Below are 25681 nucleotides of genomic sequence, written 5' to 3' on the forward strand. Positions count from 1 at the left end.
CCCTGTTCCCCGTCCTCCCCTTCCCCCGCACCATCCCCCACTGTGCTCCCGATGGTCTTCCCCCAGCGCTTCTCGTTGCGCGAGTGGTGGCAACGACCCCATCGCGACATCCTCTCGGGCCTGGTGGTGGCCTTCGCCATGATCCCGGAGGCCATCGCCTTCTCGGGCATCGCCGGGGTGGACCCGCAGGTGGGCCTGTTCGGCGCCTTCTGCCTGGCCGTGACCCTGGCGATCGTGGGCGGCCGCGTCGCGATGATCACCTCCGCCACCGGCTCCACCGCGCTGCTGATGACGGGCCTGGTGGCCCAGGGCGAGGCCCTGGGGCAGGGCCTGGGACTGCAGTACCTGCTGGCGGCGGGGGTGCTCACCGGTCTGTTCCAGATCGCCTGGGGCTATCTGCGCCTGGCGCACCAGATGCGGTTCGTGCCCCAGCCGGTGATGGCGGGATTCGTCAATGCGCTGGCCATCCTGATCCTGCTGGCCCAGCTGCCCCAGCTCGGCCTCGATGTGTTCCATCCGGAGAAGGTGGCGGTGCGTGCCGACCAGGTGCCGGCGGTGTGGCTGCTCACCCTGCTCACCCTGGCGGTGATCTACCTGCTGCCGCGGCTGACCCGGGCGATTCCCTCCGCCCTGGTGGCCATCGTGCTCACAACCGCACTGGCGATCGGGCTGCAGCTGGATGTGCCCACCGTGGCCTCCCTGGGGACGTTGCCTGCGGGTCTGCCGGCGTTCGGCCTGCCCCAGGTGCCCTTCGATCTCAACACCCTGGGGTTGATCCTGCCCACGGCGCTGGCCATCTCCCTGGTGGGGTTGATGGAGACCTTCCTCACCCAGGACATCCTCGATGACCTCACCGACCAGACCAGCCACAAGAACGTGGAGGCCCGCGGCCAGGGCATCGGCAACATCGTGAGCTCCCTGTTCGGGGGGATGCCCGGTTGTGCCCTGGTGGGCCAGTCGGTGATGAACGTGGGCTACGGCGGCAGCACCCGCCTCTCCACCCTGATCTCCGGGGTGAGCCTGCTGGGGATGATTCTCCTGGCCCGTGACTGGGTGAACCGGATCCCCATGGCCACGCTGGTGGGGGTGATGATCATGATCGCGATCAACACCGCCAACCGCCGCTCCATCAGCGCCATTCGCCGCATCCCCCGCAGCGACACCGCCGTGATGCTCGTCACCGTGGTGATCACGGTGCTCACCCACAACCTGGCGATCGGCCTGCTGGCCGGGGTGGCCCTCGCCGGCATCCTGTTCAGCCGCAAGGTGGCCAAGGTGATCGCGGTGGAATCCCGCCTGGTGAGCGACGACCACCGCGTGTACACCGTGCGGGGCCAGCTCTTCTTCGTGAGCAGCATCTACTTCCGCCAGGGCTTCGACGTGCACGAACACCCGCCCCGGGTGACCATCGACATGGGCGAGGCCCACATCTGGGATCAGAGCGGCGTCACGGCCCTCGACCAGGTGATCCGCCGCATCAAGCTGGGCGGCAGCACGGTGGAGGTGGTGCACCTCAACCCCGCCAGCACCGATCTCTTCTCCCGCATCGGGGTGGCGGAGGAAGCGGGCGGCCGGGGCGGAGAGCCGGCCGGCGCCCATTAGGCCGGCAGCCACACTCGCCCGCCGGCCGAGCCAGACTTCGTGTAACGAACCATCACGGCGATGCTCAAGCCGCTCTGGCTGGTGCGTCCCCGCCCGGACGGGGGCTGCGACTACGTCAGCTTTCAATTCGATGGGGTCAGCGGCTCTGCCCTGACCGGCTGTGTGGAGATGCGCGAGGGCAGCCATCTCCCCCCCCAGATGCCCCTGCTGAAGCGGCGCCACCGGCTCGATCCCGACGAGGCGGAGCGCTGCCGTGTGCGGCTGGAGCAGGAAGGTGGATTCCGTTTCAGCGATCCCCTCTTCTAGGTGTCGCTTTCCCCTCTTGCGGCCTGGCCTCGATACGCTCTCTGCAGGCGTGCTGTTCGCCGGCGATGGTGATGCCAGATCCTTCCGATCCCCAACCCCCGGCGGCTGAGCCCCTCGGACCCTATGAGCGTCTGGGGGTGACCCCGGAATCCAGCTTCGAGGAGGTGCAGGCCGCCAAGCAGCTGCGCCTCGATGAAGCCGGCGACGACCCCATGGCCCGCTCGAGGATCGAGGCGGCTTACGACGCCCTGCTGATGGAACGCCTGAAGCAGCGTCAGCAGGGCCGGGTGAGCACGGCGGCCCGCACCGCCTCCGCCCGTGAACAGTTGGCCCCGCCGCCGCCGCGGGTGGCGATGCCGGCCCTGCCCCAGCTCTCCCTGCCCAAGGTGGCCAGGCCCGCCCTGGGCCTCCCCACCCTGGAGCTGGCCCAGGGCAGCGACCTGGCCCTTGCCCTCGGGGGCTTCGGCCTCCTGCTGGGCCTGTTGCTGCTGGTGCCTTCGGTGGCCCCGGAGTTTCTCCTCGCCCTGGCCACGGGCCTCACGGTGGTGTGCCTGCAGCGCCGCCGCCGCCGCTTTCTGGCTGCCGTGGGCTGGGGGTTCGGCCTGCTCACCCTGGGCCTGGTGATCGGCGGACTGCTGATGGGTGCCCTGGCCTCCGGCGCACCTGCGGGTCTGCCGCTCAACGCGCAACAGCTGCAGAGCATCCCCACCCTGCTCCTGCTGCTTCTGGCTGCCCTGTTCGTCGCCTGAATCAGGGCGCCGGGAACTCGGCGATCAGATCGCCGAGTTCAACGCCGCTCACCCCATACACCGTGCTGCAGAAGTGGCAGGTGAGTTCAGCTGCCCCGTCCTCCTCCAGCATCGCGCTGAGTTCCTCGCGCCCCAGCAGTTTCAGGGCGGCCAGGCTGCGGTCACGGCTGCAGCGGCAGCGGAAATCCACCGGCTGCGCCTCGGCGCGCTCGCCGATGGGCAGGGGGTCGAGATCGGGAAAGATGGCCTGCAACAGGCTGATCAGGTCGCCCTCGCAGGCCTCCAGCTCCGCGCTGAACGATTCCACCTCGCGGCAGCGCTCCTCCAGCAGGGCCACCAGCGCCGGCTCCCGGGCCGCCTTGGGCAGCACCTGAACGAGCACGCCGCCACTGCAATGGACGCCCTGGCTGTCGATCCGCTCGCCCACGAACACCGCCGAAGGGGTCTGCTCCGAGTGCAGCAGGTAAGAGGCCACGTCATCGCCGATCCCACCGCTCACCAGCTCCACCGTGGAACTGAACGGTTCGCCGCGTCCCCAGTCGCGCACCACGTGCAGATAGCCCGTGCCGGTGGCCGTGCGGAAGTCGAACTGGCAGGCGCCGCCGGAATCCTGCACCAGATCGAGTTCCAGGCCGGGGTTTCCCACGTACCCCCGCACGGTGCCGTCGCGGCCCGCATCCACCATCAGCCCCCGCAGGGCGCTGTCGGAGGAAATGCGCAGATTCACCCGTCCATGGGCGATCTTCATCGAACTGGCCAGCAGCAGCCCCGCCCCCATCGCCCGCCCCAGCAGGGCCGTGGTGAGAAAGGAGAGCTGGTGGCGGCTGGCCGCGGCCCGGCTGGCCCCGGTGGTGGACACCGCCACCAGCCGGATGCCGCCGCCGGCGGCGGTGGCCCGCACCAACTGGTCGCCTCCAGGCTGGACAGGCACGGGGGGAGGCTTCGGCTCAGCGCATCGTAAGGAGCGCGGCTGGCGGCGTCGCCTCTGCCGACAGGTCCGTCAGGCTGCCGTTCTGCAGGCGCCAGCGACTGGCCGCCGCCCCCTGGAACAGTTCGGGTTCGTGGGTCACCACCAGCACGGCCCGGTCCCGGGCCAGGGCCTGCAGGAGGGCCACGATGTCGTCGCGCACGGCCCAGTCCAGACCGGCGGTGGGCTCGTCCAGCAGCAGCACCCCGGGGTTGCGCAGCAGCTGCACCGCCAGCGCCAGGCGCCGCTGCTGGCCGCCACTCAGTTGCTCGGGCAGGTGCTGCAGGCTCAGGCCCGCCAGTCCCACCAGCTCCATTACCGCCGCCACCTTGTCCTGGTCCAGTCGGCGGTGGCCCAGCCGCAGCTCCTGGCCCACGGTGAGCCCGAGGAAGTGGCGCTCGGGAAACTGAAACACCAGGCCGCACAGCCAGCGGCGCTGGCGGGATGAGAGGGGATCGCCATTCCAGTGGATCGAGCCGCGGTCGGGTTCCGCCAGACCACTGATCACCTCCAGCAGGGTGGTCTTGCCCCCGCCGCTGCGGCCGGCCACCAGGCCGATGGCTCCGGGCGCGAGCTGCAGGTCCACCTCGCGCAGCACCGGACTGCTGGCCGTGGCCGGTTGGTAGCGGATGCCGCGCAGTTCGAGCATCGCCCCAGCATGCCTGGAGGGGGCCGTGTCGGATAGTGGCGTGACGTTCGCGCTGCGGCCTGGCCGCACGGTCTGCCATGGAGGTGCGCTTCCGCGACTTCGATCCCTTCAACTGCTGGATCTGGCTGCGCTTTTCCCATCCACCCGGCCAGGGGGAGCGGGGCTACGTGGAGACGGCCTTCGACAGCTGGTTCTTTCTGGGCAAGCTCGGCGGCTTCAATGCCGAGAACCTCCAGGCCCACGAGGAGGGGGCGGAGCTCAGCTGGATGGCCTACGACACCGAAGCCGCCGACGGCGCTCTGCCGGCCCTGATGCACAACATGGGTCCGATGGAATACCAGGGGGAGTGGGCCCGCTGCTGGGTGGATCTCGGCACCAGCGACGCCTTCGGCCTCGACGTGCTGATCAACACCCTGCGCCAGCTGGACAACGACGTGGTGGAGATCACCGAGCTGCTGGTGGGGGGGCTCAACGAGGACTGGCCGATCGAGGAACAGCCTGAGGCGATGCTGCCGATGCTGGGCGGCCTCTCGGAGAGCTGAGCGTCGCAGTGGGCCGGGAGCTGCGCCGGTTGCTGGTGGATCCGCTGCGGCTGACGGAGGCCGGTGGGCTGCTGCCGCTGGAGCGCGGGGAACTGCACTACCTGCGCCGCGTGCTGCGGCTGCGGCAGGGCGATCGCTTTGCCGTGGTGGATGGCCTGGGCAGGCTGTGGTCGGCGAACCTCCAGACCGATCCGGCGCGGCAGGAGGGGGCGGCGCTGCTGGAGCAGCCTTTCGAGCGACCCCTGGAGCAGGGGCCCCGCCCCGCCCCGCCCCTGCGCCTAGCCATCGCCCCGCCGAGGCGGGATGGGGAGGTGCTGCTGCGGATGGCCTGCGAGCTGGGCATCGATCAGATCCAGTGGCTCAGTGCCGAGCGCAGCGTGGTCGATGCGCCGCCCCGGGAAGAACGGCAGCGGTCGGTGCTGCGGGAGGCCCTGGAGCAGTGCGAGCGGCTCTGGTTGCCCCGGAGTTCTGGGCCCGAGCCGGCGGCTGCCTGGTTCGCCCGCCAGCCGGAGGATCAGTTGCTGCTGCTGGCCACCACCCGCTGCAGCGACGCCGCTCCGCTGCTGGAGGTGCTCGAGCGTGAGGGCTCCAAGGTCGCTTCGCCGGATTCGAGCACCGTCACCCTGGCGGTGGGACCGGAGGGGGGGTGGTCGCCCCTGGAGCAGGAGCAGGCGCTGGAACGGGGCTGGCTGGCCGTGTCCCTGGGGGACGGAATCCTGCGCACCTCCACGGCAGCGGTGGCCGGCGTCACCCTGCTGAGTGCATGGCGCCAGGGCCGGCAGCGGCCGCTCAGCTCCGGAACATCTGGTCGGCCATCGCCTTGAAGGCGCCGAGGTTGGCGCCCGGACGCCGCCGCTTCATCGGCAGGGCATTGGCGGGGTTGAGGCAGTCCGGCGCGAAGGTCACCTGGGACGGGGGCGGCAGGGCTTCCTGGGCCGCCCGCAGCTCCGCGGCGATCGCCTCGGCGGTGGTGAGGGCCACGGCCGCCGCGACCACCGGCGTCACGGCTTCTGTGGCGGCTTCTGTGGCGGCGGGTGCCGGCGCCTGAGCCTTGCTGGCCGCATTGGCTCCGGCCTTGCCCTTGGCGGGCGCTGGGGCCGCTTCCGGTGCGGCTTGCTGGGCGATCGCCACCTTGGCCGGCTTGGACTCCTTGCCGCCGTCGCCCCCACTCAGGTCGAGAAAGAAGCCCTTGCGCTTGAACACCATCGCGGCTGTGGCGGCAACGTCGTGGGGTGATTATCCGCCGGCAGAGGCTCCAGGGGCGCTGGCCTTAGGGCAGTGCAACACACTGGGAGGGCCGTTCCAGGCCGGAGCCGCCCGTGTTCGCCCCGCCCCCGCAGCTCCTGTCCACCTGGCTGATCGCCCTGGCTCTCAATGCCGTGCTGATCGGCGCGGCCCAGCGGCTTCCCCTGCTCACCGCCGCGGGATGGGCCCATGCCGGTGCCCTGGGCACGCTCCTGTGGGGGACGTTGGGTGCCCGGGGGTGGCTGGCGGTGGTGGGCTACCTGGCCCTGGGCTCCCTGGTCACGCGGCTGGGCTTCCGGCGGAAACAGGAGGCGGGGCTGGCGGAGGCGCGCGGCGGACGGCGCGGACCGGAGAACGTGTGGGGGTCCGCCGCCGCGGGTGCAGCGCTGGCCGTGCTGAGCGTGCTGGTGGCCCCGGTGTGGCGGCCGCTGCTGCTGGTGGGCTTCGCGGCCAGCTTCGCCGCCAAGCTGGCTGACACCTTCGGCAGCGAGATCGGCAAGCGCTGGGGCCGCCACACCCTGCTGATCACCAGCCTGCGCCCCGTGCCTCCAGGCACCGAAGGGGCCGTGAGCCTGGAGGGCACGGCCGCCAGCCTGGCCGGCAGTGCCCTGATGGCGGCCTGGATGGCGGGTCTGGGGCTGCTGCAGGGCTGGGGGGATGGGCTGCTGGTGACCGGCGTGGGCCTGGTGGCCACCCTGCTGGAGAGCGTGATCGGTGCCACGGTGCAGCCCCGTTGCGGCTGGCTGACCAACGAGATGGTGAACGGCGTTCAGACCGTGCTCGCCGCGGCGCTGGCCATGGCGACCCGGCTGGCCATCGCCGCCGCCTGAAGCTGCGCCAGCAGGGCAACCCCCTGCAGCCGGCAGAGGTGGGCAGGCCTGGCCAGCTCCCGCGCCAGCTCGCTCCAGCCGAGGCCGTCCAGCCAGTGGCCCTCCACCAGGCGACGGTCGTGGGCATCGAGCTGGTCAAGCTGCTCGCGCAACCAGGCCAGATGGGGATCCTGGCCGGCTTCGGCCTGGCCGCGCAGGGCCGTGGCGGGATCGGCGAGCTGGTCCAGACGGCTGCCGGCCTCCCCGCCGTCCCCAGCGGCTGCTGGTGCATCGAGGCTGCAGAGCTGGAGGGCGCGGTGCACCCGTCCCGACTCCTCCAGCTGGCTGAGGCTGCAGCCCAGGGCCCGGGCCAGCCGCGGGCCATCCGGGGCGGACAGACCCGCGGCCCGGCGCTGCTCCAGCCAGCGCTCGGCCCTCTGGTGCAGCTCCCGCAGCCGTCGAGGCGTCTGGAGAGGCTGCTGGCGATCCCGGCGGTCCTGCAGCATCGCTCCGCGAACGCACGGCACGACATAGCTGCTCAGGCTCACCCCGCGGCGGATGTCGAAGCCCTCCACGGCGTGGACCAGGGCCTCGAACCCCACCGAGCAGAGCTCATCGAAGGGCTGCCCGGTGCGACGGCTCTCCCGCTGGGCCACCATGCGCACCAGGGCCAGGTTGTTCTCCACCAGGGCGTTGCGCCAGCGCAGCCGCGCCTGCTTCTGGCGGGACCGGTCCAGCCGGTTGAGCAGGGCCCGGTTCCTGGAGCGGATCCGGCCGGGATCAGGGCCGGGATCGGGGCCTGGATCACCGGGTGGGGGCGGGGCAGGGGGAACCGAACGGGGGTGCATGGACGGGGATGGGGATCCACTTCCACGCTCTGCGGGCCGCCCGGCCGCACCCTCACTCCCTTGGGTGAGCCGCGTTCACCCGATCGGGTGAGCCCGGCGGGCACTGGCCTGCCCAGGCGCACAGGGCGGGCCAGCTCCGGACCCTGCGGTAGACCTCGCCGTGGCCGCCGCTGTTGAGGTGCAGGCCATCCGGGCACAGCCAGTGCCGCCAGCCGGGATCGGCCAGCATCGGCCGCAGCAGGGGCAGGAAGGGCACATCGGCCTCGAGGCAGGCCTGCTCCAGCAGGGCCTCGTAGCGGCGGAGCTGGTCGAGGGAGTACCAGAGCACCTCCGCGAAGGGCATGCGCTCCTCCAGCACGGGGGTCAGCCCCAGCACCAGCACCGGTGCCAGCGCCCCGGCCCGCTGCAGCAGCTGCTGCAGGCCGAACAGGAAGCCATCGGCATCGAGCTGGGGGCGACCGTCCGGGCGCCCCACCCGGGCGGTGTCGTTCACCCCCACCGCCAGCAGGATGCCCTGGGGGCTCTGGCGGCGCAGTTCGCCGCGGCACCCCACCTCCCGCTCCAGGCGTGCCGCCACCCGGGCCAGGCCATCGCCGCGCACGCCCAGGCCGTACACCACCGGGCCATCGCCAAGGGCCATCCAGTGGCGCCGCAGCCGCTCGCACCAGCCGCCCTGTTCGTGATCGCCCCAGCCGTACACCCCGCTGTCGCCGATCACGATCAACTTGCGCGGAACCTGAAGACCCATGGGCGGTTGCCGGGAGCTGAACCGACGCGATCCTGCTGCACGCCCGATCCCGGCCGGCCAGGGAGGATTGGCCAGATGCGATCTCCGAGCACCATGGCCCTGCGGCAGCCGGTCGATGCCTTCCTGGCCGAGCCGGGGCCCCTGCTCGATGTGCGCAGCCCGGCGGAATTCCGGCAGGGGCACATCCCCGGCGCCCGCAACCTGCCCCTGTTCAGCGATGAGGAGCGGGCCGAGATCGGCACCCTCTACAAGGAGGCCGGCCGCGAGGCCGCCGTGCTGAGGGGCCTGGCCCTGGTGGGTCCACGGCTGGAGGCCATGGCCCGGGAGCTGGCCGCCGTCGCCACGGTCTCGCCGGGACTGCCCCTGCGCCTCACCTGCTGGCGGGGCGGCATGCGCAGTGCCAGCGTGGCCTGGCTGGCCGAGCAGCTCGCCCTGCCCACCCTGCTGCTGGAAGGCGGCTACAAGGCCTTCCGCCACTGGGTGCTCAGCCGCTTCGAGCGCCCCTGGCCCCTGCGCCTGCTGGGCGGCCGCACCGGCACCGGCAAGACCGACCTGTTGCTGGAGCTGGAGCGGCGGGGTGCGGCCGTGGTGGATCTGGAGGGGCTGGCACATCACCGCGGCAGCAGTTTCGGGGGGCTGGGGCTGCCGCCCCAGCCCAGCAGCGAACACTTCGAGAACCGCCTGGCCACCGCCCTCACCGCCCGGCAGGGGGCTGTCCAGATCTGGCTGGAGGCCGAAAGCGCCCAGGTGGGCCGCTGCCGCATCCCCGGAGCCCTCTGGCGCCAGATGCAACAGGCACCCGTGCTGGAGGTGCGCCGTCCGCTCGAGGAACGGGTGAACCAGCTGGTGCGGATCTACGGGGTACAGGAGCCGGAAGCGCTGGCGGAGGCCACCCGCCGCATCGGCCGCCGGCTCGGCCCCCAGCGCACCGCCGTGGCCCTGGAGGCCATTGCCGCCGGCGACTGGCCCTCCGCCTGCCTGCAGATGCTCGAGTACTACGACCGCTGCTACGACCATGAGCTGGATGGCCACAGCAGCCGGCCGGTGGAGCTGGAGGACCTCCCGGCCGCTGCCGCGGCCGAGCTGCTGCTGCAGCGGGGGCTGGTGCAACGGGCGTCCTCCGCAGGCGGCGCTGCCCTCAGCCAGCCAGCATGCGGCGGCGCAGGCGGTCGCTGAGGTCTTCACCCAGCAGGGTGAGCCCGGCGTAGGCCAGCATCAGCGCCGCCAGTTCGTCGTAGGCGAAGCTGCTGAGCGCCTCCAGCAGCTGGCTGCCCAGGCCCGTGGCTCCCACCAGACCCACCACCACGGATTCGCGCAGGATCACATCGGCCCGGTAGGCGCCGTAGGCCAGGTAGGGCCGCGCCAGGGCGCTGAAACGCCCGTAGAGCAAGGCCAGACGCGGCCCGCTGCCGGCACCGGCCAGGGCCTGCTCCGCCCCCTCGCCGCGGTGCTCGGCACTCTCCAGCAGCAGCCGGCCCAGCACCCCCAGGTTGTGCAGTCCCAGGGCGAGGGCGCCGGTGACCACGCCCGGCTCGAGCACGAACAGCAGCAGCAGCGCGATCAGCGGTGGTGGCCATAGCCGGCCCAGGGCCCACACACCCCGCACGGCGATCTGCCCCAGGGGCCAGGGCCGCACCATCAGCAGCAGCAGCGGCGCCAGCCCCACCGCGAGGGCCGCGGCCAGCAGGGTGAGCCCGAGCGTGTGGCCCACCAGGCTCGGCCATGGAAGCGCCGCCACGGCGGCCCAGTCGGCGGGGGGCATGGGCGGCAGCGGTTGCCAGCGCAGCAGGCCGCGGGGATCCACCTGCAGGGCCCAGGCCACCAACGCGAGCACGGGCAGCAGCAGGGTGCCCGCCAGCACCAGTTCCCGCCCGCTGCGGCCCACGCTGCCGTCACCCGGTCTCGCATCGACCTGCGGAATGAGGTTGAGCCGCGACGGCATCGTCCAGCGCCGTCGCAACAGGCCCACCAGCCACTCCAGCAGCAGCATGGCCGCCAGCAACAGCCACAGGCCGGTCCACAGGTCCCTGAAGGCCAGCGACTGCAGGGTGAGCCGCAGCTCCGTTCCCAGCCCCCCCAGGCCGAACACCCCCAGCAGGGTGGCGCTGCGCAGGGCGCATTCCAGCCGGTAACCGCCGTAGCTCAGCAGCTGGGGCAGCAGCGGCGGCCCCATGGCGGTGAGCAGGGCCGCCGGTGCCCCGACGCCGGCGGCCGTGAGGGCCTCCAGGCTCACGGTGGGCAGGGCGTCGAGCTGATCGCTCACCACCCGGGCCACCAGGGCTCCGAAGGGGATGGCGATCGCCAGCACGGCCACCGCCGGCTGCAGGCCCACCACCTGCAGCAGCAGCAGGCCCCAGAGCAGCTCGTGGATGGAGCGGGGCAGGGCCAGCAGGCGACGGATCAGCTCCGCCGGCCACTCTCGGCCGCTGCAGCGCTGCCACACCAGGCGCGAGCTCAGCACCCCCAGCACCAGTCCCAGCGCCAGGCTCAGGGCCCACCCCAGCAGGGCCATGCCCACGGTGACCCCCAGGCCGGCGAGCACAGAACTCACCACCAGCGGATCCAGCGATGGGCGCAGCACCGCCAGGGCGAACCGCCCCACCAGGCTCCAGCCGCCGCCGTGGCCGATGGCAGGCAGCAGCATTGCCAGGGGCAGCAGCACCAGGGCCGGCAGCAGCACCCACAGGGGAGCCGCCGGCCTGCAGCGCCACCACCAGGCTCCGTTGGCCGCCGTGTCGATCATCGCCGGGCTCTCACAGGGTCCTCACGCCTCTGACGCCATGGGCTCCGAGCCGGCGTAGAGGGATGCCAGCAGGCCGCTGTCCACCTCCTGGCGGGGCCGGTCGAACTGCAGCCGGCCGCCCCGCAGCCCCACCACCCGGTCGAAGCCGTCGAGCAGGTCGGGCCGGTGCAGGCTCAGCAGCAGGGCCCGGGGGGCACGGCCCTCCTCCAGCAGCAGCTGCAGCAGCTCGGCGGCCAGGCGGGGATCCAGGCTCGCCAGGGGTTCATCGGCCAGCAGCAGCACGGGCTCCTGGCGCAGCAGCCGGCCCAGGGCCACCCGCTGGCGCTGACCGCCCGAGAGGGCGGCCACGGGCCGATCGAGCAGGGCCGGATCCAGATCGAGCCGTCGCAGGATGGCGGTGCAGGCGTCGCTCTCGAGCGGCAGCAGCAGGTTGAGCAGGGCCCGCGGCCATCCCCACCGGCCGAGCAGGCCGGCATTGAGGTTCTGCTGCACGCTCAGCTCCTCGATCAGGCGGAGGTCCTGCCAGAGGGTGCCGATGCGCGCCTGCTGGCGCCGCCGGGCCCGCGCGGAGCGGGCCCGCTCGCGACCCTGCCAGCGCAGCCGCCCCCGCTCCGGCGTGATCACCCCGTTGGCCACCGCCAGCAGGGTGCTCTTGCCGGCGCCGCTCGGACCGAGCAGGGCCACCCGCTCTCCCGCCCGCAGCCGCAGGCTCACCCCGTCCAGGCGGGGCTGGCCGCGGCCGCGCACGTGGATCTCCTCCAGCTCCAGCACCGAGGCCGGATCCATCAGCGGATCTTGCCCACCTGGCGCCCCACCGCCTCGATCGCCTCGTACTGCTTGTTGCTGGCGGGCACGAAGCTGTCGGCGCCGAAGAGCTCCAGGATCTGGGCCTGGCGCGGATCGCTGGACGTCAGCCCGGTGAAGGCCTGTTCCAGCCGTTGGGTGAACCCCTGGCCGTAGTCCTTGTCCAGGCCGGGCTGCACCACCCAGGTGTAGTTGGCGTAGCCGGGCGTGCGCCACAGCTCCACCACCTTGGTGGTGTCCACCTTGCCCTCCTCGATCCGGCTGCGCCACACCTGCTCGTTCACCACTCCGGCGTCGTAGGTGCCGCTCTCCACCAGGGCGATGAGGGCATCGTGGCTGCCGCTGAATCCCGGATTGCCGCCGGCGAAATCGCGCAGCTGCACGCCGGCCTGGTTGAGGTAGTACTGGGGCATGAGGCGGCCGGAGGTGGAACTCTCCGAGCCGAAGGTGAAGCGCTTGCCCTTCAACTGTCGCAGCCCGTCCTGATCGCTGATGGGCTTGAGGCCGCTCTTCGGGTTGGCGATGAACACGCTGTGGAAGGAGCGGTCGATGTCCCGCTGGGCCAGGGCGCGGGCACCGGGTTTCTGCAGCCAGGCCTGCACGCCGGTGAGGCCGCCGAACCACACCAGGTCAAGATCGCCGGTGCGGAAGGCGCTCACGGCGGCGGTGTAGTCGGTGACCGGCACGAAGCGCACGGGCACCTTCAGCTGCTCGCTCAGCTCCTCGGCCACCAGGCCGTAGAGGCGGTTGAGTTTCTCGGGGTTCTGGTCGGGGATGGCACCCAGGCGCAGCACCCGCTTCTCGTTGGGTCGGGCGGCCTCGCTGCTGCTGCCATCCGGGGCCGAGGCACCGTCGGGGCGGGGGGAACAGGCCGTTGGCAGCAGGCCGATCAGGAGCAGGCCGGCGAGCGCAACGGCCCAGCGTTCTCGTGGGGTCAAGGGTCCGGAAACTGACGACCCGACGATCCTGCCCGAACGGTTCTCAGAGCGAAGCGAGGAACCGCCCCAGGCGCGCCAGGCCGTCTTCGATCGTGGGCGGCGCGGCGGCGCAGGACAGGCGGATGCAGCGGTCGTCGCCGAAGGCCACGCCGGGCACCACCGCCAGGCCCACCTCATCGATCAGGCGCTCACACAGGGTCATGGAGTCGAGTCCGTAGGCACTCACATCCGGGAAGGCGTAGAAGGCCCCCTCCGGCGTGGGCAGGGCGACGCCTGGAATTGCCTGCAACCCGGCGCTCAGCAGCGCCCGCCGGTGGTTGAACTCTCCGGCCATGGCCCGCACGCAGTCGCGCGACCCCTCCAGGGCCGCCACCGCGCCGTACTGGGCAAAGCTGCAGACGTTGCTGGTGGACTGGCTCTGCAGCGCCGCCGCCGCCGCCATCACCGGTTCGGCACCCGTCAGCCAGCCGATGCGCCAGCCGGTCATCGCCCAGCCCTTGGCGAAGCCGTTGACCGTGAACACCCGCCCGGCGAGGTCTGGCGCGACAGCGGCCAGGCTGTGGTGCTGATGGCCGGGGGCGAGCAGGAACTCGTAGATCTCGTCGCACACCACGGCCACGTGCGGGTGGCGGCGGAGCACCGCGGCCACGGCCTCCAACTCGCGGCGGGAGAGCACGATGCCGGTGGGATTGCTGGGGCTGTTCAGCACCAGCAGCTTGGTGGCCGGGGTGATCGCCCGCTCCAGCTGATCCGCGTCGAGGCGGAATCCCCGGGAGGCCTCACAGGGCAGCAGGGTCACCGAAGCGCCCGCCAGGCGGGCGATCTCCGGATAGCTCAGCCAGTAGGGGGCCGGCAGCAGCACGGTGTCGCCCGGGTCGAGCAGCACCTGGAAGAGGTTGTAGAGGGCCTGCTTGCCCCCGTTGGTCACCACCACCTGCTCGCGGCTGGTGGGCACCCCGTTCTCCAGCGAGAGCTTGGCGGCGATCGCATCGCGCAGGGCCGGCTCGCCCGCGGCCGGGCCGTAGCGGGTGTGCCCCGCCTCCAGCGCCGCCGTGGCGGCCTGGCGGATGAAGGCGGGGGTGTCGAAATCCGGTTCCCCGGCGCTGAGGCTGCAGATGTCGCGGCCCTCGGCCTTCAGCTGCTTGGCGCGGGCGGCGATCCCCAGGGTGAGGGAGGGGCGCAGAGCCCGGGCCCGCTGGGAGAGGAGATCGGCCCCGCACCGGGGCTGGGGCTGGCCGGATCCTCCCGCGCCCATCAGGACCGGCTTGGCCGTCGGCAGGCTGTTCCCGCTCGCCATGGCACTGATGTCGTGGCTTGCGCTGGTGGTTGCGGCAGTGGCCACCATCCCTAGATCCGGCATTGGCAGGGGGCCGGCGTGGAGACAGCGCGGCTCAGGCGTCTTCGCCATCCTGCACCACGCCTGGCCCCTGACGGGGTTCGACTGGCACGAAAGCCGCCGTTCCGCCCAGCTCTGTCACAGGATGGCGCACTGCGTTGCCGTCCATTCCCCTCCGATGCCGCCGCCGCCCACCACCGGCGAGACCGGGCAGCCCGATCTGTTCGGCCCCCTCACCCCTTCTGCAGGGCCTTCCGCTGGGCCCGCTTCAGGCTCCGGGTTGCCAGCTGTGGAGCCCGATCTCGACCTCGCCGGCGTGGCGGCGGCCTGCGCCGCCTGCCGCCGCTGCGGGCTGGCGGCGACCCGGCAGCACGTGGTGGTGAGCCGCGGCGACCCCGCCGCCCGCCTGATGGTGATCGGCGAGGGGCCTGGTGCCCAGGAGGATGCCAGCGGCCAGCCCTTCGTGGGCCGGGCCGGCCAGCTGCTGGATCAGATGCTGGCCAGCGTGGGGATCGACTCCAACCGCGATGCCTACATCTGCAACGTGGTGAAGTGCCGTCCGCCGGAGAACCGCAAGCCCACCCCGGCGGAGATGGCGGCCTGCCGCCCCTGGCTGGACCGTCAGATCCAGCTGAATGATCCCGCCGTGATCCTGCTGGCGGGTGCCACGGCCATGGAGGGCGTGCTGGGGGTGAAGGGCGGCATCACCCGACTGCGCGGCCAGTGGCGTCAGGGGTCCGGCCCGGTGCTGGCCGGTCGCTGGCTGATGCCGATCTTTCACCCCTCCTATCTGCTGCGCAATCCCTCGCGCCAGTCCGGCAGTCCCAAGTGGCTCACCTGGCAGGACCTCCAGGATGTGCGGCGCCGGCTGGACCAGGGCGGAACCCGCCGATCCGGCGGCGGTTTGTGACAGGCTTTGGCCAATCTCCGGCCCCCTGCCATGACCGGTACCCTGGCTCGCCCCGACTCCGCCGCCAGCTCTCCAGCGGGGCTCCCCGCCGACTGGGCCAGCAACCCCCGCTACGACACCGTCATCCGGCGCCGCAAGACCCGCAGCGTGCGGGTGGGCGATGTGTGGGTGGGCAGCGACCACCCGGTGGTGGTGCAGTCGATGATCAACGAGGACACCCTGGACGTGGAGGGGGCCACGGCGGGCATCCGCCGTCTGCATGAGGCCGGCTGCGAGATCGTGCGGCTCACGGTGCCGAGCCTGGCCCATGCGAAGGCGGTGGGCGAGATCCGCAGGCGTCTGGAGGACACCTACCGCCCGGTGCCGCTGGTGGCCGACGTGCACCACAATGGCATGAAGATCGCCCTGGAGGTGGCGCAGCACGTGGACAAGGTGCGCATCAATCCGGGCCTGTATGTGTTCGACAAGCCCGATCCGAACCGCACCGAGTTCACCGCCGAGGAGGTGGCGGCGATCGGGGAGCGGATCCAGACCACGCTCGAGCCGCTGGTGAGCCTGCTGAAGGAGCAGGACAAGGGCCTGCGCATCGGCGTGAACCACGGTTCCCTGGCGGAGCGCATGCTGTTCACCTACGGCGACACCCCCCTGGGGATGGTGGAGAGCGCCATGGAGTTCATCCACATCTGCGACCGCCTCGACTTCCACAACATCGTGGTGTCGATGAAGGCCTCGCGGGCGCCGGTGATGCTGGCTGCCTACAGGATGATGGCCGACCGCATGGACGCGGATGGCTTCCCTTACCCCCTGCATCTGGGGGTGACCGAGGCGGGCGACGGCGACTACGGCCGCATCAAGAGCACCGCCGGCATCGCCACCCTGCTGGCCGAGGGCCTGGGGGACACGATCCGGGTGTCGCTCACCGAGGCACCGGAGAAAGAGATTCCTGTGTGCTACTCGATCCTGCAGGCCCTGGGGCTGCGCAAGACGATGGTGGAGTACGTGGCCTGCCCCAGCTGCGGCCGCACGCTGTTCAACCTGGAGGAGGTGCTTCACACGGTGCGCTCCGCCACCGCCCACCTCACCGGTCTGGACATCGCCGTGATGGGCTGCATCGTCAACGGCCCGGGCGAGATGGCCGATGCCGACTACGGCTACGTGGGCAAGACCCCCGGCACCATCTCCCTGTACCGCGGCCGTGAAGAGATCCGCCGTGTTCCGGAGGCCGAGGGTGTGGATGCCCTGATTGCCCTGATCAAGGAGGACGGTCGCTGGGTGGATCCCTGAGCGGCCCGGCCGCTCAGCTGGATGCCCCTTTGGATGCCCCTTCACGATCCGGTCATCCGTCCCCGGCCTGACCGTGGTTCGGCGCTAGGTTGACGATCTGTATCCCGCCCCCGCAGGGTTCCTTCCATGGGCAGCGCACGCACCAGTCTGATCGTGCTGGTCAGCGTGGGTGCCTGTGCGGCAACGGCGGTCATGGCCCGTGAAGCCGTCACCCCGCCGGGAGGGGCGGGGAGCATCACCGACAGTCCCAAGGAGGTGATCGACCAGACCTGGCAGATCGTCTTCCGCGACTATCTGGATATCAACGGCAAGTACACCCCGGAGCAGTGGAGACAGCTGCGTCGCGATGTGCTGGCCAAGAGCTATGGCACCCCGAAGGAAGCCTATGAGGCGATCCGGGGCATGCTCGCCACTCTGGATGATCCCTACACCCGTTTCCTGGACCCCCGTGAGTTCAAGGAGATGCAGATCGACACCTCCGGTGAACTCTCCGGGGTGGGCATTCAGCTGAGTCTCGACAAGGACACCAAGGACCTGGTGGTGGTGGCGCCGATCGAGGGGTCTCCGGCCTCGCGGGCCGGGGTGCTGCCCAAGGACGTGATCACCGCCATCGACGGCAAGAGCACCAAGGGCATGACCACCGAGGATGCGGTGAAGCTGATCCGCGGCCAGGCCGGCACCACGGTGACCCTCACCCTGCGCCGCAAGGGACAGAGCCTGGATGTGCCCCTGGTGCGGGATCGGATCGAACTGCACGCCGTGGATCACCAGATCAACGTCACCCCCGACGGGGTGAAGGTGGGTTACATCCGGCTGAAGCAGTTCAACGCCAACGCCACCAAGGACATGCGCGTCGCCCTGCGCGAGCTGGAAGGGCAGAACGTTCAGGGCTACGTGCTCGACCTGCGCAGCAATCCGGGCGGGCTGCTGGGGGCCAGCGTGGAGATTGCCCGCCAGTGGCTCAATGAGGGCACGATCGTGTCCACCAAGACCCGCAACGGCATCACCGATGTGAAGAAGGCCACCGGCCGCGCCCTCACCGACAAACCCCTGGTGGTGATGGTGAACGAGGGTTCGGCCAGTGCCAGCGAGATCCTCTCCGGCGCCCTCCAGGACAACAACCGTGCCGTGCTGGTGGGCCAGAAGACCTTCGGCAAGGGGCTTGTGCAGTCGGTGCGGGGCCTCTCCGACGGTTCCGGCATGACCGTGACCATCGCCAAGTACATGACGCCCAAGGGGCGCGACATTCACAAGTACGGCATCGATCCGGACGTGCAGGCCAAGATGACCGAGCAGGAAGCCCAGCGCCTGCAGCTGCAGGATCTCGGCACGGCCAAGGACAGCCAGTACCGGGTCGCGGAGTCCACCCTGCGCAAGCGCCTGCAGATGGCGAATTCCGTGGGAGGCACCTTCAACCCCGGCAGCGCCAACGTGCCGGCGGCCCTGGGCGCTTCGGCGGGCTCCCGTCCCTGATCGCCACCCCTGCGGATCCCCCCCCACAGCGTGACTCCACCCGCCTCGATCTGGGCGCTCAAGCCGTGGTGGTGTCAGCCCTGGAGCATCGTGCTCACGGGAGTGGCTGTGTCCATCGGCTCCTGGTGGCTGCTGCACCGCTGGTGGATCACGGCGCCGGTGGCGGCCGCGGTGCTGGCGTGGTGGTGGCTGTTCCTGGTGCTGGTACCGGCCGGCTACACACAGTCGGTCGTGGCGCAGGAGGCAGCTGGAACAGTGGAGCCGCCACGCAGCACTGATCCGCCTCGCACTGCACCGCCACCCGATGACGCCGGCTGACAGGGGAGTTCAGGGCCTTTCAGGGGATGGCTGCAGGATCGCTGCGGGAACTTCCGGGCAGAGCTGACGACGGCGCTGCGATCAGGCGACCGGCTGCATCAGGCCGCCACCGGGACCGGAGTCGTCGTCGTCGTTGTTCTCGTTGGGGGCCTGGAGCACGGCGAAGAGGCCGAGGGCGGCGGCACTGATGACGGCCGACATCAGGCTCAGATCGGCGCCAGCGCCAGTCCCGACACTCATCACGTCCCCCATGCAGCTCCGACCTTATTTACAAAACTCTCAGTATCGTAACAAGGTTTTGCGGGTGTGGGCCGTTTCCGGCAGCCAGGCCCTGCCTCCCGCCCCCGCCCCGTCGCAGACCCGCAGGGCCTCAGACCCTGAGCACCTCGGCATTCCGGGCCCGCTGCGCTTCGGCCCGCTGGGCCTCGGTGAGGCCGTCGGCGCCGGGGATCTGATCGGCCATCTGGTTCAGCCACCCCATCAGCTCCTCCAGCTGCCGCTCCACCGGCAGCACCCCCAGGCCCCGGGCCAGCACCTTGGCGGTGCTGCCGCTGCCGGCCTGGTACACGAGCCGGCCGTGCAGATGCTGGGGCAGGCCCTGGCGCAGCAGCCGGAAGGCGGGTTCCTCCATGGGGGTGTCCAGGGCGATGTTGGGTTTCTCCGGTTTGATCCGTGAGAAGCCGCAGCGCCTGGCCACCAGCTTCAGCTCCATCAGCTGCAGCAGGGCCGTCACGGGGGCGGGGATGGCGCCGTAGCGATCCACCCAGGCCGCGGCCAGCTCCACCAGGGCCTCCTTGCTGGTGCAGTCGGCGGCGGCCCGGTAGGCGGCCATCTTCTCGTCGTTCTCGGTGATCCAGTCGCCGGGGATGAAGGCGGTGATCGGCAGGTCGATCTGGGTGTCGTCCACCTTGGGGATGTCCTGACCCTGGATCTCGGCCAGCGATTCCTGCAGCATCTCCATGTAGAGGTCGAAGCCGATGGCCTCCATCTGGCCGCTCTGCTCCACCCCCAGCAGGTTGCCCACGCCGCGGATCTCCATGTCGCGCATGGCCAGCTGGTAGCCGCTGCCCAGCTGGGCGAACTCCTGGATCGCCCGCAGCCGCTGCCGTGCCGCCTCGCTCAGGGAGGCATCACCCGGATAGAAGAGCCAGGCGTGGGCCTGGATGCCGCTGCGGCCCACCCGGCCGCGCAGCTGGTAGAGCTGGGCCAGACCGAACCTGTGGGCGTCCTCGATCAGGATCGTGTTCACCCGGGGGATGTCGAGGCCGCTCTCCACGATCGTGGTGCAGAGCATCAGGTCGGCCTCACCGGCGTTGAAAGCCACCATGGCGCTCTCCAGCTCGCCCTCGGCCATCTGCCCGTGGGCCACCAGCAGCTGCAGCCCCGGCAACATCTGCCGCAGGCGCTCGGCCACCTCCTCGATCCCCTCAACCCGAGGCACCACATAGAAGATCTGGCCACCCCGGTCGAGCTCCTGGCGGATGGCGCTGCGCACCGCCTCCTCATCCAGGGCCGCCAGGTGGGTCTTGATCGGCCGGCGCAGGGGAGGCGGCGTGGTGATCAGGCTCATCTCCCGCACCCCCGAAAGGCTCATGTAGAGGGTGCGGGGAATCGGCGTGGCGCTGAGGGTCAGCACGTCCACGTCCTTGCGCAGGGCCTTGATCTTCTCCTTCTGGTTCACGCCGAAGCGCTGCTCCTCGTCCACCACCAGCAGGCCCAGCTGTTTGAAGCGGGTGCCCTTGCCCAGCAGCTGGTGGGTGCCCACCACCACGTCCACCGTGCCCGCCGCCAGGCCCTCCTGGATCAGCTTGCGCTCCGCCGCGGTGCGGAAGCGGTTCAGCAGGCTCACCTTCACCGGGTAGGGCGCGAAGCGCTCGGAGAGGGAGCGCCAGTGCTGCTGGGCCAGCACGGTGGTGGGGGCGAGCATCGCCACCTGCCGGCCGGCGGTGACGGCCTTGAAGATGGCGCGGATGGCCACCTCGGTCTTGCCGAAGCCCACGTCGCCGCACACCAGCCGGTCCATGGGCTGGGCCTGTTCCATGTCGCGCTTCACGTCGGCGATCGCCTTCACCTGATCCGGGGTGGGCTCATAGGGGAAGGAGTCCTCCAGCTCGTTCTGCCAGGGGCCATCGGGGGGGAACGGGAAGCCAGGCGTCTTGTGCCGCTCGGCGTAGAGCTTCACCAGGTCGAGCGCCACCCTGCGCACCGCCTTGCGGGCCCGCTCCTTGGCCTTGCTCCAGGCCGTGCCGCCCATGCGGTTGAGGTCCGGCGGGCTGTCGCTGGTGGCGCGGTAGCGGCCCAGGCTGCCCAGCTGGTCGGCGGCCACCCGCAGCAGCCCATCGGCGTACTGCACCACCAGGTAGTCGCGCTCCTCGCCGCCGATGGCGAGCTTCTCGAGCCTGAGGAAGCGGCCGATGCCGTGGTTGCGGTGCACCACGAAGTCACCCGGCTGCATCTTGTTCGGATCCACCGTGCGACTGGCCGCCTTGCGGCGGCGGCGCACGTAGCCCGTGGCGGCGAGGCTGTGCTGACCGAAGAATTCCCGGTCGGTGATCAGCACCAGCTTCCAGGCCGGCAGCTGCAGGCCCTCCAGCTCGGCGGTGCCCCTGGTTTTCAGGGCCACCGGGGTGTTCTGCTCGATCAGCCGCTCGATCGCCGGGGTGTCCGCCGGGTTGGGCACGAAGCGGGTGATGCAGTCGTGCTCCTCGAGCAGGGCCACGGCCCGCGACGGCTGGGCGGAGAGCAGCCACACCCGTGCCCTCTCCTGCTGGAACCCCTTGATCAGGGCGGCCAGCTTGCCGAAGGCGTTGGGGTGGGCCGGCACGGAGCGGGAGGCCAGATCGAAGCTGTTGGGGTGGCTGTCGCTCTCGTGCAGTTCGGCCAGATCGAAGCCCGGGAACGCCTCGACCGCCGCGAGCACCGCGCTGGCGGGGCGGTGCAGCACGGCAGGCAGGGCGGCGCCAAGCTCCCGTGTCACCTCGGCATGGTGCTCGACGGCGTGCTCATACCACTGCTGGCCGTGGGCCAGGCAGTGGCGGCGCTCGTCCACCGCGATCACGGTGCCGGCCGGCAGGTAGTCCAGCAGGGAGGCCGGCTCGGCCCAGGCCAGGCCCATCAGCCGCCGCAGGCCTTCCGGCGTGCCGCCCTCCAGCAGCTGCTCCTGGGCCTCGGGGCTGAGCAGCTGCTCCAGCCCCTCGGGCATCGACTCCCGCAGGGCGTCAGCGATCAGGGGGGTGTAGCCGGTGGGGGTGAGGCGCACCACCTCGGTGGCATCGAGGGAGCGCTGGCTGGTGGGGTCGAACTCCCGCAGCTTCTCGAGCTCCTCCCCGAAGAACTCCAGCCGCACCGGCAGCTCGGCGCTCACCGGGAACACATCCACGATGTCGCCGCGGCGGCTCCAGGTTCCCTCCTGATCGATGCTGGGCACACGGGCGTAGCCCAGCTGGGTGAGGGTGCCGGCCAGCTCCTCCAGATCGACGCTCTGGCCCTTGCGGAGGCTGAGGCAGCGGGCCTCCAGGGCTGCGGGCGGGGGGAGATGGGGCTGCAGCGCCCGTTCGGTGGCCACGATCGCCAGCCGGTTCCGGGAGGCGCCGTCCTCGCTCCGATCGAGCAGCTCGCTGAGCACCTGCAGCTGGCCCCAGGTGATCTCGCTGGTGGGATCGAACCCCTCGTAGGGACTGCCCTCACTGGTGGGATAGAGCTGGCTGCTCGGCCAGCCCATCAGCTCGAGCAGCGCCGCCCAGCGCCCGGCCTCCTCGAGGGTGGGCACGATCACCAGCAGCGGGGCATGGGCAGCTCCGGCCAGGGCACTGCTGATCAGGGCCCGTGCCGCCCGTCCCGCGCCGCTCAAGCGCAGACGATCGCCACGGCGGCTGCGCTCCAGCACCTCTCCGGTCAGGGAGGCCTGCTGCAGCTGGCGCACCAGGGCGGAGAGGGGCATGGCGGCCGTACTTCCAGAATCCCTGATCTTGCCAACCGGTCCACCGGGGCGGTGGACGTTGCCACAATGCGGAGGTGGCGCGCTACGTCTGCCCCTACTGCCGTCCCCGGCCGCTGGCGATGTTCCGCCGCAGCGACGGGGTGTGGATCTGCGCCCGCTGCGGTGACCCCCTGCAGCGGGTGCCGCTGGTGCGCCCGCTCTCCGCCATCGCCGGTCTCGCCGTGGCGGTGGGGCTGGGGGTCGCGCTGCTGCCGCTGCGGCGTCTCATCCCGGAGCCGCTGGCCGCCGGGGTGCCTGCGCGGCTGCTGCAGGCCACGGAACCGCTCACGGCACGGCAGGGGCCGACCGGGCTGGTGGGCATCGACGAGGCCAGCCTGCTGCGGGAGCTCGAGGTGGCCGATGCGGCCTGGATTCCCCGGGCCGAGCGGCTCCCCGACGGACGCACCCGCTACCACTACCAGCGGCGGGTGGGGGAGCCCCAGCTCTCCCTGGCGGAGATCCGCCGACGGATCGCCGATCCCCCCCGCTTCCACTCCGAGCAGGCGGCCATCAGCCAGCTCATCGGCGTGTTGGGCCAGGCCGGGGTGCGCATCCAGCTGGCCCAGCCCCGCAAGAGCGGAGCCGCGGCCGAGTGGGATCCCGGGGCACGCACCCTGCGGATCAAGCCCAAGGTGATGGCCTCAGGCAGCAGCGAGTTCGCCCAGGTGCTCAACCACGAGGCCATCCATGTGGCCCAGAGCTGCAGCCGTGGCAACGTGCGGGCCGCGCCCCGGCTGCTGGGTCTGAACACCAGCCTGCCGCCCCATCTCAACCGGGTGCTTGCCGAGGCGGTGTATGCCAGCGCCAGCCCCGAGGTGAAGCTGCTGGAGCGCGAGGCCTACGCCAACCAGCATCAGCTCGACCTGGGTGCCCGGCTGGTGCGGCAGCACTGCCGGCTGGCGGAATCCGCCAGGTCCAGGTCCGTGAGCCTTACCCCCCGCGGCTCCCGCTGAGGGCCAGCACGGCCTCCTCCAGCACCATGTTGAACTGCAGCAGCTGGGCATCGCTCAACTGCTGACGGCTGCTCTGGCCGAAGTGCTCCTCCAGGCAGCGCCGTCCGCGCTGGGCGTCCCAGCCCAGCTGGGCCAGCAGCTGGTCGCACTGGGCCAGCAGGTCGCGGCGGCGGAGGGGCACGGGTGCTTCATCGGGATTGCTGCCGCCGGGCAGGGCCGTGAGGGCCTGCAGGTAGGCCAGCAGATCGGCATAGGTGGTGAGCCGGCTGCGGCTGGGATGACCGAAGGCCCGCAGGAGGTACTGGCCCTCCTGCTCCCGCTGCCAGTCCAGACGGCGCAGCTGCAGATCGATCTGGGCCAGTTCACCGCTCCAATCCTCGGGATCGGGCGGCGGTTCCGGCGGTGCTTCCTGGCCGGCCCCATGGCCTGGGTCATGACCTGGAGCCGCCACGTTGGGCAGCACCGGTGCCCCCGCCTCCGGCCGCTGTGGCGGTGATTTCGGCACATCGGACTCCCTCGGGCGCGCCTCTGGCCGCCCCTCTCGCCGCCCCTCTGGCCGCCCCTCTGAGGCACCCCCTGGCCTCGCCTCTGCCGCCGGCCCTTCGGCTGAGCTGGCCCGGGTGGGCGCGAGCGGAGCCTCTCGGAGCCGCCGCTGCAGCCGTTCGAGGGCCCGGTCCTCCGCCGCCTCGGCGGTGGGACCTTCGCCCAGGGCGCTGGCCAGCAGCGCGCCATCGCGGTGGGCCGACACCTCCACCACCCGGGATCCGGGCTCCGCATGAACCAGGCGGGCCTGCAGCTGCATCGGTGGAGTCGGAGCCGGGAATGGCCTTCCTAGAGTGATGCCTCCGCGGGGTTCGATGGAAGCCGAGTCGATTCAGTCCCTCACGCCTCTGCTCCAGGAGGTGGACCGCTGGCATGAAGCCCTGCTGCTGCTGCCGCTGCTGGTGGCCCTCGAAGCGGTCCTTTCGGCCGACAACGCCATCGCCCTGGCGGCCATCTCCCGGCGTCTGCACGATCGCGCCCGCCAGGAGACGGCCCTCAACCTCGGCCTGCTGCTGGCCCTGGTGTTCCGCCTCGGCCTGATCCTGGCCGCCCAGTGGGTTCTCAACTTCTGGCCGCTGCAGCTGGCCGCGGCGGCCTACCTGCTCTGGCTGTGCGGCCGCCATCTGGCCGGCCTGCTTCAGGCGGAGTCCGGCCTGGATGACCCAGCCGATGCCCACTCCCTGGATCCCGGTTCAGCGTCCGGCTCCGGGATCCATCACCCGGGGGGTCTCTCCGCCGCCGGTCCCCATCCCGAGGTGAAGCTCGCGAGTGTGGTGGCCACCCTGGCGATCACCGATCTGGCCTTCTCGATCGACAGCGTGGCGGCGGCGGTGGCGGTGAGTGATCGGCTCGTGCTGGTGATGGCGGGTGGCGTGATCGGGGTGATCGCCCTGCGGCTCACCGCCGAACTGTTCATCCGCTGGCTGGAGATCTTCCGGCACCTGGAGACCGCCGGTTACCTGGCCGTGGGCCTGGTGGGTCTGCGGCTGGTGCTGCGGCTGGCCTGGCCCGCGCTGGTGCCACCGGAATGGTTCCTGCTGGCCCTGGTGGCGGGGCTGTTCCTCTGGGGCTTTTCCGTCCGTCAGCCCCCGGCTGATGCGGCGGCTCAGATGGATTGAGGGCGGAGGGGCGATGCAGGTGGAACTTCGGGACATCGGCAGTGATGACCTGCTCGACACCTTCACGGTGGAGCAGCCGACCCAGATCCCCCAGCCCGGCCGCTGGCTGGAGATCGGCCAGCGCAGCTTCCTGGTGCTGCAGCGTCGCCATCGTTACCGCCTCCGCAACGGGCGCTATGCGCTGGCGGCCGTGGCGCTGCAGGTGAAGGCCGAGGAGCGGCCCAGCGATGCCAGGCGCTGGGGTTCGGGCTGGGTGATCGGCGATCCCCTCTGCCGCTACAACGCCCGCAGCCCCCTGCTGCGCTGCGCCGTGCTCCCCGAAGGCCCCTGTGACCGCTGCGCCCACTTCGAACCCGCCGGCTGATGGCAGCGTGTCCCGCGGCGCCTGGGCCCGAGCGCGGCGCTGCTGAGCGGAGTCGCCTGCGGGGCCGCCTGCTCGAGTTCCTCAAGTTCCGGGTGCTGGCCGCCCAGGAGGCGTTCTTCACCGGCTTCGGGGAAGGGCAGCCTGCCAATGAAGCACCCGCCAACCACGACCCCACCGCCGAAGCCAACGCCGCCAAACCGGTCGGCCCCGCCGCCGCCCGGCTGCGGGAATGGCTCCATGGCCTCGGGGTGAGGGAGTTCGATCGCCTGGATGACGACGATCTGCTGGCCGTGCTGGCCACGGCCCGTCGGCTCTACGTGGATTGAGCGGGCCCGGGGCGGCGCCCGTAGGGTGAAGGGGCTACCGCTCCACCCGTTTTCCCATCACTCCCTCCCCCCGTTCGGCTCCCCAACCGGTTCCCACGCGCTCGGTCCGCGGGGAGGCGCAGGAGCC

The 25681-nt window shown here is 71.3% G+C and carries 26 protein-coding genes; 15 read left to right on the forward strand and 11 right to left on the reverse strand.

Translation table 11 applies throughout. The features are described 5' to 3' along the window. Positions 1-51: 51 nt before the first annotated feature. The 3 genes from CPCC7001_RS00820 to CPCC7001_RS00830 all read left to right on the forward strand — a co-directional run bounded on the left by CPCC7001_RS00820 (position 52) and on the right by CPCC7001_RS00830 (position 2657). Complete coding sequence (locus CPCC7001_RS00820) at positions 52-1602, forward strand: SulP family inorganic anion transporter (protein ID WP_006911180.1); 1551 nt, start codon at positions 52-54, stop codon at positions 1600-1602. Between the two features lie 60 nt (positions 1603-1662). Further along, positions 1663-1908, forward strand: a complete 246-nt coding sequence (locus CPCC7001_RS00825; RefSeq protein ID WP_006911256.1) for a hypothetical protein — start codon at positions 1663-1665, stop codon at positions 1906-1908. Between the two features lie 71 nt (positions 1909-1979). Continuing rightward, positions 1980-2657 carry a CPP1-like family protein gene (locus CPCC7001_RS00830; RefSeq protein WP_043369241.1) on the forward strand — a complete coding sequence of 226 codons (678 nt, stop codon included), beginning with the start codon at positions 1980-1982 and terminating at the stop codon, positions 2655-2657. Position 2658: 1 nt separating this feature from the next. On the opposite strand, the gene hslO is transcribed toward CPCC7001_RS00830, so the two are convergent. Beyond that, positions 2659-3588: an Hsp33 family molecular chaperone HslO gene (hslO, locus tag CPCC7001_RS00835; protein ID WP_006910216.1), complete on the reverse strand. Its 930-nt coding sequence runs from the start codon at positions 3586-3588 to the stop codon at positions 2659-2661. A gap of 16 nt (positions 3589-3604) precedes the next feature. Further along, entirely contained in the window at positions 3605-4273 is a 669-nt protein-coding gene (locus CPCC7001_RS00840; protein ID WP_006910021.1) for an ABC transporter ATP-binding protein, read from the reverse strand. Positions 4274-4350: 77 nt separating this feature from the next. On the opposite strand from CPCC7001_RS00840, the gene CPCC7001_RS00845 reads away from it, so the two are divergent. Together CPCC7001_RS00845 and CPCC7001_RS00850 are read left to right on the forward strand one after the other, a co-directional pair. Continuing rightward, positions 4351-4815 (forward strand): DUF3531 family protein, encoded by a 465-nt coding sequence (locus CPCC7001_RS00845; protein WP_006910770.1) that lies wholly within the window; start codon positions 4351-4353, stop codon positions 4813-4815. Between the two features lie 8 nt (positions 4816-4823). Further along, complete coding sequence (locus CPCC7001_RS00850) at positions 4824-5639, forward strand: 16S rRNA (uracil(1498)-N(3))-methyltransferase (RefSeq protein ID WP_006911311.1); 816 nt, start codon at positions 4824-4826, stop codon at positions 5637-5639. Here the strand turns inward: CPCC7001_RS00850 and CPCC7001_RS00855 are convergent. Next, positions 5605-6021: a hypothetical protein gene (locus CPCC7001_RS00855; protein WP_006910582.1), complete on the reverse strand. Its 417-nt coding sequence runs from the start codon at positions 6019-6021 to the stop codon at positions 5605-5607. The genes CPCC7001_RS00850 and CPCC7001_RS00855 overlap by 35 nt on opposite strands. A gap of 113 nt (positions 6022-6134) precedes the next feature. Here CPCC7001_RS00855 and CPCC7001_RS00860 point away from each other — a divergent pair, with 113 nt between their 5' ends. Continuing rightward, positions 6135-6890 carry a DUF92 domain-containing protein gene (locus CPCC7001_RS00860; protein WP_006910022.1) on the forward strand — a complete coding sequence of 252 codons (756 nt, stop codon included), beginning with the start codon at positions 6135-6137 and terminating at the stop codon, positions 6888-6890. On the opposite strand, the gene CPCC7001_RS13880 is transcribed toward CPCC7001_RS00860, so the two are convergent. Next, positions 6830-7717, reverse strand: a complete 888-nt coding sequence (locus CPCC7001_RS13880; RefSeq protein WP_050757016.1) for a sigma-70 family RNA polymerase sigma factor — start codon at positions 7715-7717, stop codon at positions 6830-6832. The two genes, CPCC7001_RS00860 and CPCC7001_RS13880, sit on opposite strands and share 61 nt — an antisense overlap. A gap of 52 nt (positions 7718-7769) precedes the next feature. Beyond that, complete coding sequence (locus tag CPCC7001_RS00870; protein WP_006911119.1) at positions 7770-8465, reverse strand: GDSL-type esterase/lipase family protein; 696 nt, start codon at positions 8463-8465, stop codon at positions 7770-7772. 93 nt (positions 8466-8558) lie between these two features. On the opposite strand from CPCC7001_RS00870, the gene mnmH reads away from it, so the two are divergent. Beyond that, the gene (mnmH, locus tag CPCC7001_RS00875) at positions 8559-9641 is read left to right on the forward strand and encodes a tRNA 2-selenouridine(34) synthase MnmH (RefSeq protein ID WP_006909537.1); all 1083 of its coding nucleotides are present in this window, start codon (positions 8559-8561) and stop codon (positions 9639-9641) included. Here the strand turns inward: mnmH and CPCC7001_RS00880 are convergent. Genes CPCC7001_RS00880 through CPCC7001_RS00895 form a run of 4 tightly spaced genes read right to left on the reverse strand, consistent with a single transcriptional unit; the run spans position 9604 to position 14205 of the window. Further along, on the reverse strand, positions 9604-11208 hold the full coding sequence (locus tag CPCC7001_RS00880; RefSeq protein ID WP_006910217.1) for an ABC transporter permease: 1605 nt from the start codon (positions 11206-11208) through the stop codon (positions 9604-9606). The genes mnmH and CPCC7001_RS00880 overlap by 38 nt on opposite strands. 21 nt (positions 11209-11229) lie before the next feature. Then, positions 11230-11994, reverse strand: a complete 765-nt coding sequence (locus CPCC7001_RS00885; RefSeq protein ID WP_006909328.1) for an ATP-binding cassette domain-containing protein — start codon at positions 11992-11994, stop codon at positions 11230-11232. After that, complete coding sequence (locus tag CPCC7001_RS00890; protein ID WP_006909843.1) at positions 11994-12950, reverse strand: putative selenate ABC transporter substrate-binding protein; 957 nt, start codon at positions 12948-12950, stop codon at positions 11994-11996. The genes CPCC7001_RS00885 and CPCC7001_RS00890 overlap by 1 nt, the downstream gene beginning before the upstream one ends. 43 nt (positions 12951-12993) lie before the next feature. Next, positions 12994-14205 (reverse strand): pyridoxal phosphate-dependent aminotransferase, encoded by a 1212-nt coding sequence (locus CPCC7001_RS00895; RefSeq protein WP_156796807.1) that lies wholly within the window; start codon positions 14203-14205, stop codon positions 12994-12996. Between the two features lie 259 nt (positions 14206-14464). Between CPCC7001_RS00895 and CPCC7001_RS00900 the strand changes: the two genes are divergently transcribed. The 4 genes from CPCC7001_RS00900 (at position 14465) to CPCC7001_RS00915 (ending at position 18271) form a co-directional block, all read left to right on the forward strand. Next, positions 14465-15196 (forward strand): uracil-DNA glycosylase, encoded by a 732-nt coding sequence (locus CPCC7001_RS00900; RefSeq protein ID WP_006911622.1) that lies wholly within the window; start codon positions 14465-14467, stop codon positions 15194-15196. A 30-nt stretch (positions 15197-15226) separates the two neighbouring features. Next, the gene (gene ispG / locus CPCC7001_RS00905) at positions 15227-16480 is read left to right on the forward strand and encodes a (E)-4-hydroxy-3-methylbut-2-enyl-diphosphate synthase (protein ID WP_006911154.1); all 1254 of its coding nucleotides are present in this window, start codon (positions 15227-15229) and stop codon (positions 16478-16480) included. A gap of 126 nt (positions 16481-16606) precedes the next feature. Beyond that, positions 16607-17953, forward strand: coding sequence for a S41 family peptidase (locus CPCC7001_RS00910; protein ID WP_006909374.1), 1347 nt, complete (start codon positions 16607-16609; stop codon positions 17951-17953). Between the two features lie 30 nt (positions 17954-17983). Beyond that, positions 17984-18271 carry a DUF6737 family protein gene (locus CPCC7001_RS00915; protein WP_006909206.1) on the forward strand — a complete coding sequence of 96 codons (288 nt, stop codon included), beginning with the start codon at positions 17984-17986 and terminating at the stop codon, positions 18269-18271. Positions 18272-18641: 370 nt separating this feature from the next. Here the strand turns inward: CPCC7001_RS00915 and mfd are convergent, their stop codons facing one another. Continuing rightward, positions 18642-22211, reverse strand: coding sequence for a transcription-repair coupling factor (gene mfd, locus CPCC7001_RS00920; RefSeq protein WP_006909070.1), 3570 nt, complete (start codon positions 22209-22211; stop codon positions 18642-18644). A 74-nt stretch (positions 22212-22285) separates the two neighbouring features. Here mfd and CPCC7001_RS00925 point away from each other — a divergent pair, with 74 nt between their 5' ends. Continuing rightward, positions 22286-23203 carry a hypothetical protein gene (locus tag CPCC7001_RS00925; protein WP_006910932.1) on the forward strand — a complete coding sequence of 306 codons (918 nt, stop codon included), beginning with the start codon at positions 22286-22288 and terminating at the stop codon, positions 23201-23203. On the opposite strand, the gene CPCC7001_RS00930 is transcribed toward CPCC7001_RS00925, so the two are convergent. Further along, complete coding sequence (locus CPCC7001_RS00930) at positions 23181-24005, reverse strand: hypothetical protein (RefSeq protein WP_006910557.1); 825 nt, start codon at positions 24003-24005, stop codon at positions 23181-23183. The two genes, CPCC7001_RS00925 and CPCC7001_RS00930, sit on opposite strands and share 23 nt — an antisense overlap. Before the next feature lie 55 nt (positions 24006-24060). On the opposite strand from CPCC7001_RS00930, the gene CPCC7001_RS00935 reads away from it, so the two are divergent. Genes CPCC7001_RS00935 through CPCC7001_RS00945 form a run of 3 tightly spaced genes read left to right on the forward strand, consistent with a single transcriptional unit; the run spans position 24061 to position 25554 of the window. Then, positions 24061-24864 carry a membrane protein gene (locus CPCC7001_RS00935; protein WP_006910906.1) on the forward strand — a complete coding sequence of 268 codons (804 nt, stop codon included), beginning with the start codon at positions 24061-24063 and terminating at the stop codon, positions 24862-24864. A gap of 13 nt (positions 24865-24877) precedes the next feature. Continuing rightward, a complete protein-coding gene (locus CPCC7001_RS00940; RefSeq protein ID WP_006909063.1) occupies positions 24878-25228 on the forward strand; it encodes a DUF6464 family protein in 351 nt (116 codons plus the stop codon). Beyond that, complete coding sequence (locus CPCC7001_RS00945; protein WP_006909632.1) at positions 25228-25554, forward strand: hypothetical protein; 327 nt, start codon at positions 25228-25230, stop codon at positions 25552-25554. The genes CPCC7001_RS00940 and CPCC7001_RS00945 overlap by 1 nt, the downstream gene beginning before the upstream one ends. Positions 25555-25681 lie beyond the last annotated feature (127 nt).

Origin of the sequence: Cyanobium sp. PCC 7001, from assembly GCF_000155635.1 — a bacterium.
In the GTDB taxonomy this organism is placed as follows: Bacteria; Cyanobacteriota; Cyanobacteriia; order PCC-6307; family Cyanobiaceae; genus NIES-981.

Excerpts from the sequence above, each read along its gene's own strand:
- CPCC7001_RS00845 (WP_006910770.1), top strand. The coding sequence starts at position 4,351 with ATGGAGGTGCGCTTCCGCGACTTCGATCCCTTCAACTGCTGGATCTGG.
- CPCC7001_RS00895 (WP_156796807.1), bottom strand. The coding sequence starts at position 14,205 with ATGGGCGCGGGAGGATCCGGCCAGCCCCAGCCCCGGTGCGGGGCCGAT.
- CPCC7001_RS00940 (WP_006909063.1), top strand. The coding sequence starts at position 24,878 with ATGCAGGTGGAACTTCGGGACATCGGCAGTGATGACCTGCTCGACACC.
- CPCC7001_RS00935 (WP_006910906.1), top strand. The coding sequence starts at position 24,061 with ATGGAAGCCGAGTCGATTCAGTCCCTCACGCCTCTGCTCCAGGAGGTG.
- mfd (WP_006909070.1), bottom strand. The coding sequence starts at position 22,211 with ATGCCCCTCTCCGCCCTGGTGCGCCAGCTGCAGCAGGCCTCCCTGACC.
- CPCC7001_RS00830 (WP_043369241.1), top strand. The coding sequence starts at position 1,980 with ATGCCAGATCCTTCCGATCCCCAACCCCCGGCGGCTGAGCCCCTCGGA.
- CPCC7001_RS00870 (WP_006911119.1), bottom strand. The coding sequence starts at position 8,465 with ATGGGTCTTCAGGTTCCGCGCAAGTTGATCGTGATCGGCGACAGCGGG.
- CPCC7001_RS00930 (WP_006910557.1), bottom strand. The coding sequence starts at position 24,005 with ATGCAGCTGCAGGCCCGCCTGGTTCATGCGGAGCCCGGATCCCGGGTG.
- CPCC7001_RS00910 (WP_006909374.1), top strand. The coding sequence starts at position 16,607 with ATGGGCAGCGCACGCACCAGTCTGATCGTGCTGGTCAGCGTGGGTGCC.
- CPCC7001_RS00855 (WP_006910582.1), bottom strand. The coding sequence starts at position 6,021 with ATGGTGTTCAAGCGCAAGGGCTTCTTTCTCGACCTGAGTGGGGGCGAC.
- mnmH (WP_006909537.1), top strand. The coding sequence starts at position 8,559 with ATGGCCCTGCGGCAGCCGGTCGATGCCTTCCTGGCCGAGCCGGGGCCC.
- CPCC7001_RS00945 (WP_006909632.1), top strand. The coding sequence starts at position 25,228 with ATGGCAGCGTGTCCCGCGGCGCCTGGGCCCGAGCGCGGCGCTGCTGAG.
- CPCC7001_RS00885 (WP_006909328.1), bottom strand. The coding sequence starts at position 11,994 with ATGGATCCGGCCTCGGTGCTGGAGCTGGAGGAGATCCACGTGCGCGGC.
- ispG (WP_006911154.1), top strand. The coding sequence starts at position 15,227 with ATGACCGGTACCCTGGCTCGCCCCGACTCCGCCGCCAGCTCTCCAGCG.
- CPCC7001_RS00880 (WP_006910217.1), bottom strand. The coding sequence starts at position 11,208 with ATGATCGACACGGCGGCCAACGGAGCCTGGTGGTGGCGCTGCAGGCCG.
- CPCC7001_RS13880 (WP_050757016.1), bottom strand. The coding sequence starts at position 7,717 with ATGCACCCCCGTTCGGTTCCCCCTGCCCCGCCCCCACCCGGTGATCCA.
- CPCC7001_RS00825 (WP_006911256.1), top strand. The coding sequence starts at position 1,663 with ATGCTCAAGCCGCTCTGGCTGGTGCGTCCCCGCCCGGACGGGGGCTGC.
- CPCC7001_RS00820 (WP_006911180.1), top strand. The coding sequence starts at position 52 with ATGGTCTTCCCCCAGCGCTTCTCGTTGCGCGAGTGGTGGCAACGACCC.
- CPCC7001_RS00840 (WP_006910021.1), bottom strand. The coding sequence starts at position 4,273 with ATGCTCGAACTGCGCGGCATCCGCTACCAACCGGCCACGGCCAGCAGT.
- CPCC7001_RS00900 (WP_006911622.1), top strand. The coding sequence starts at position 14,465 with ATGCCGCCGCCGCCCACCACCGGCGAGACCGGGCAGCCCGATCTGTTC.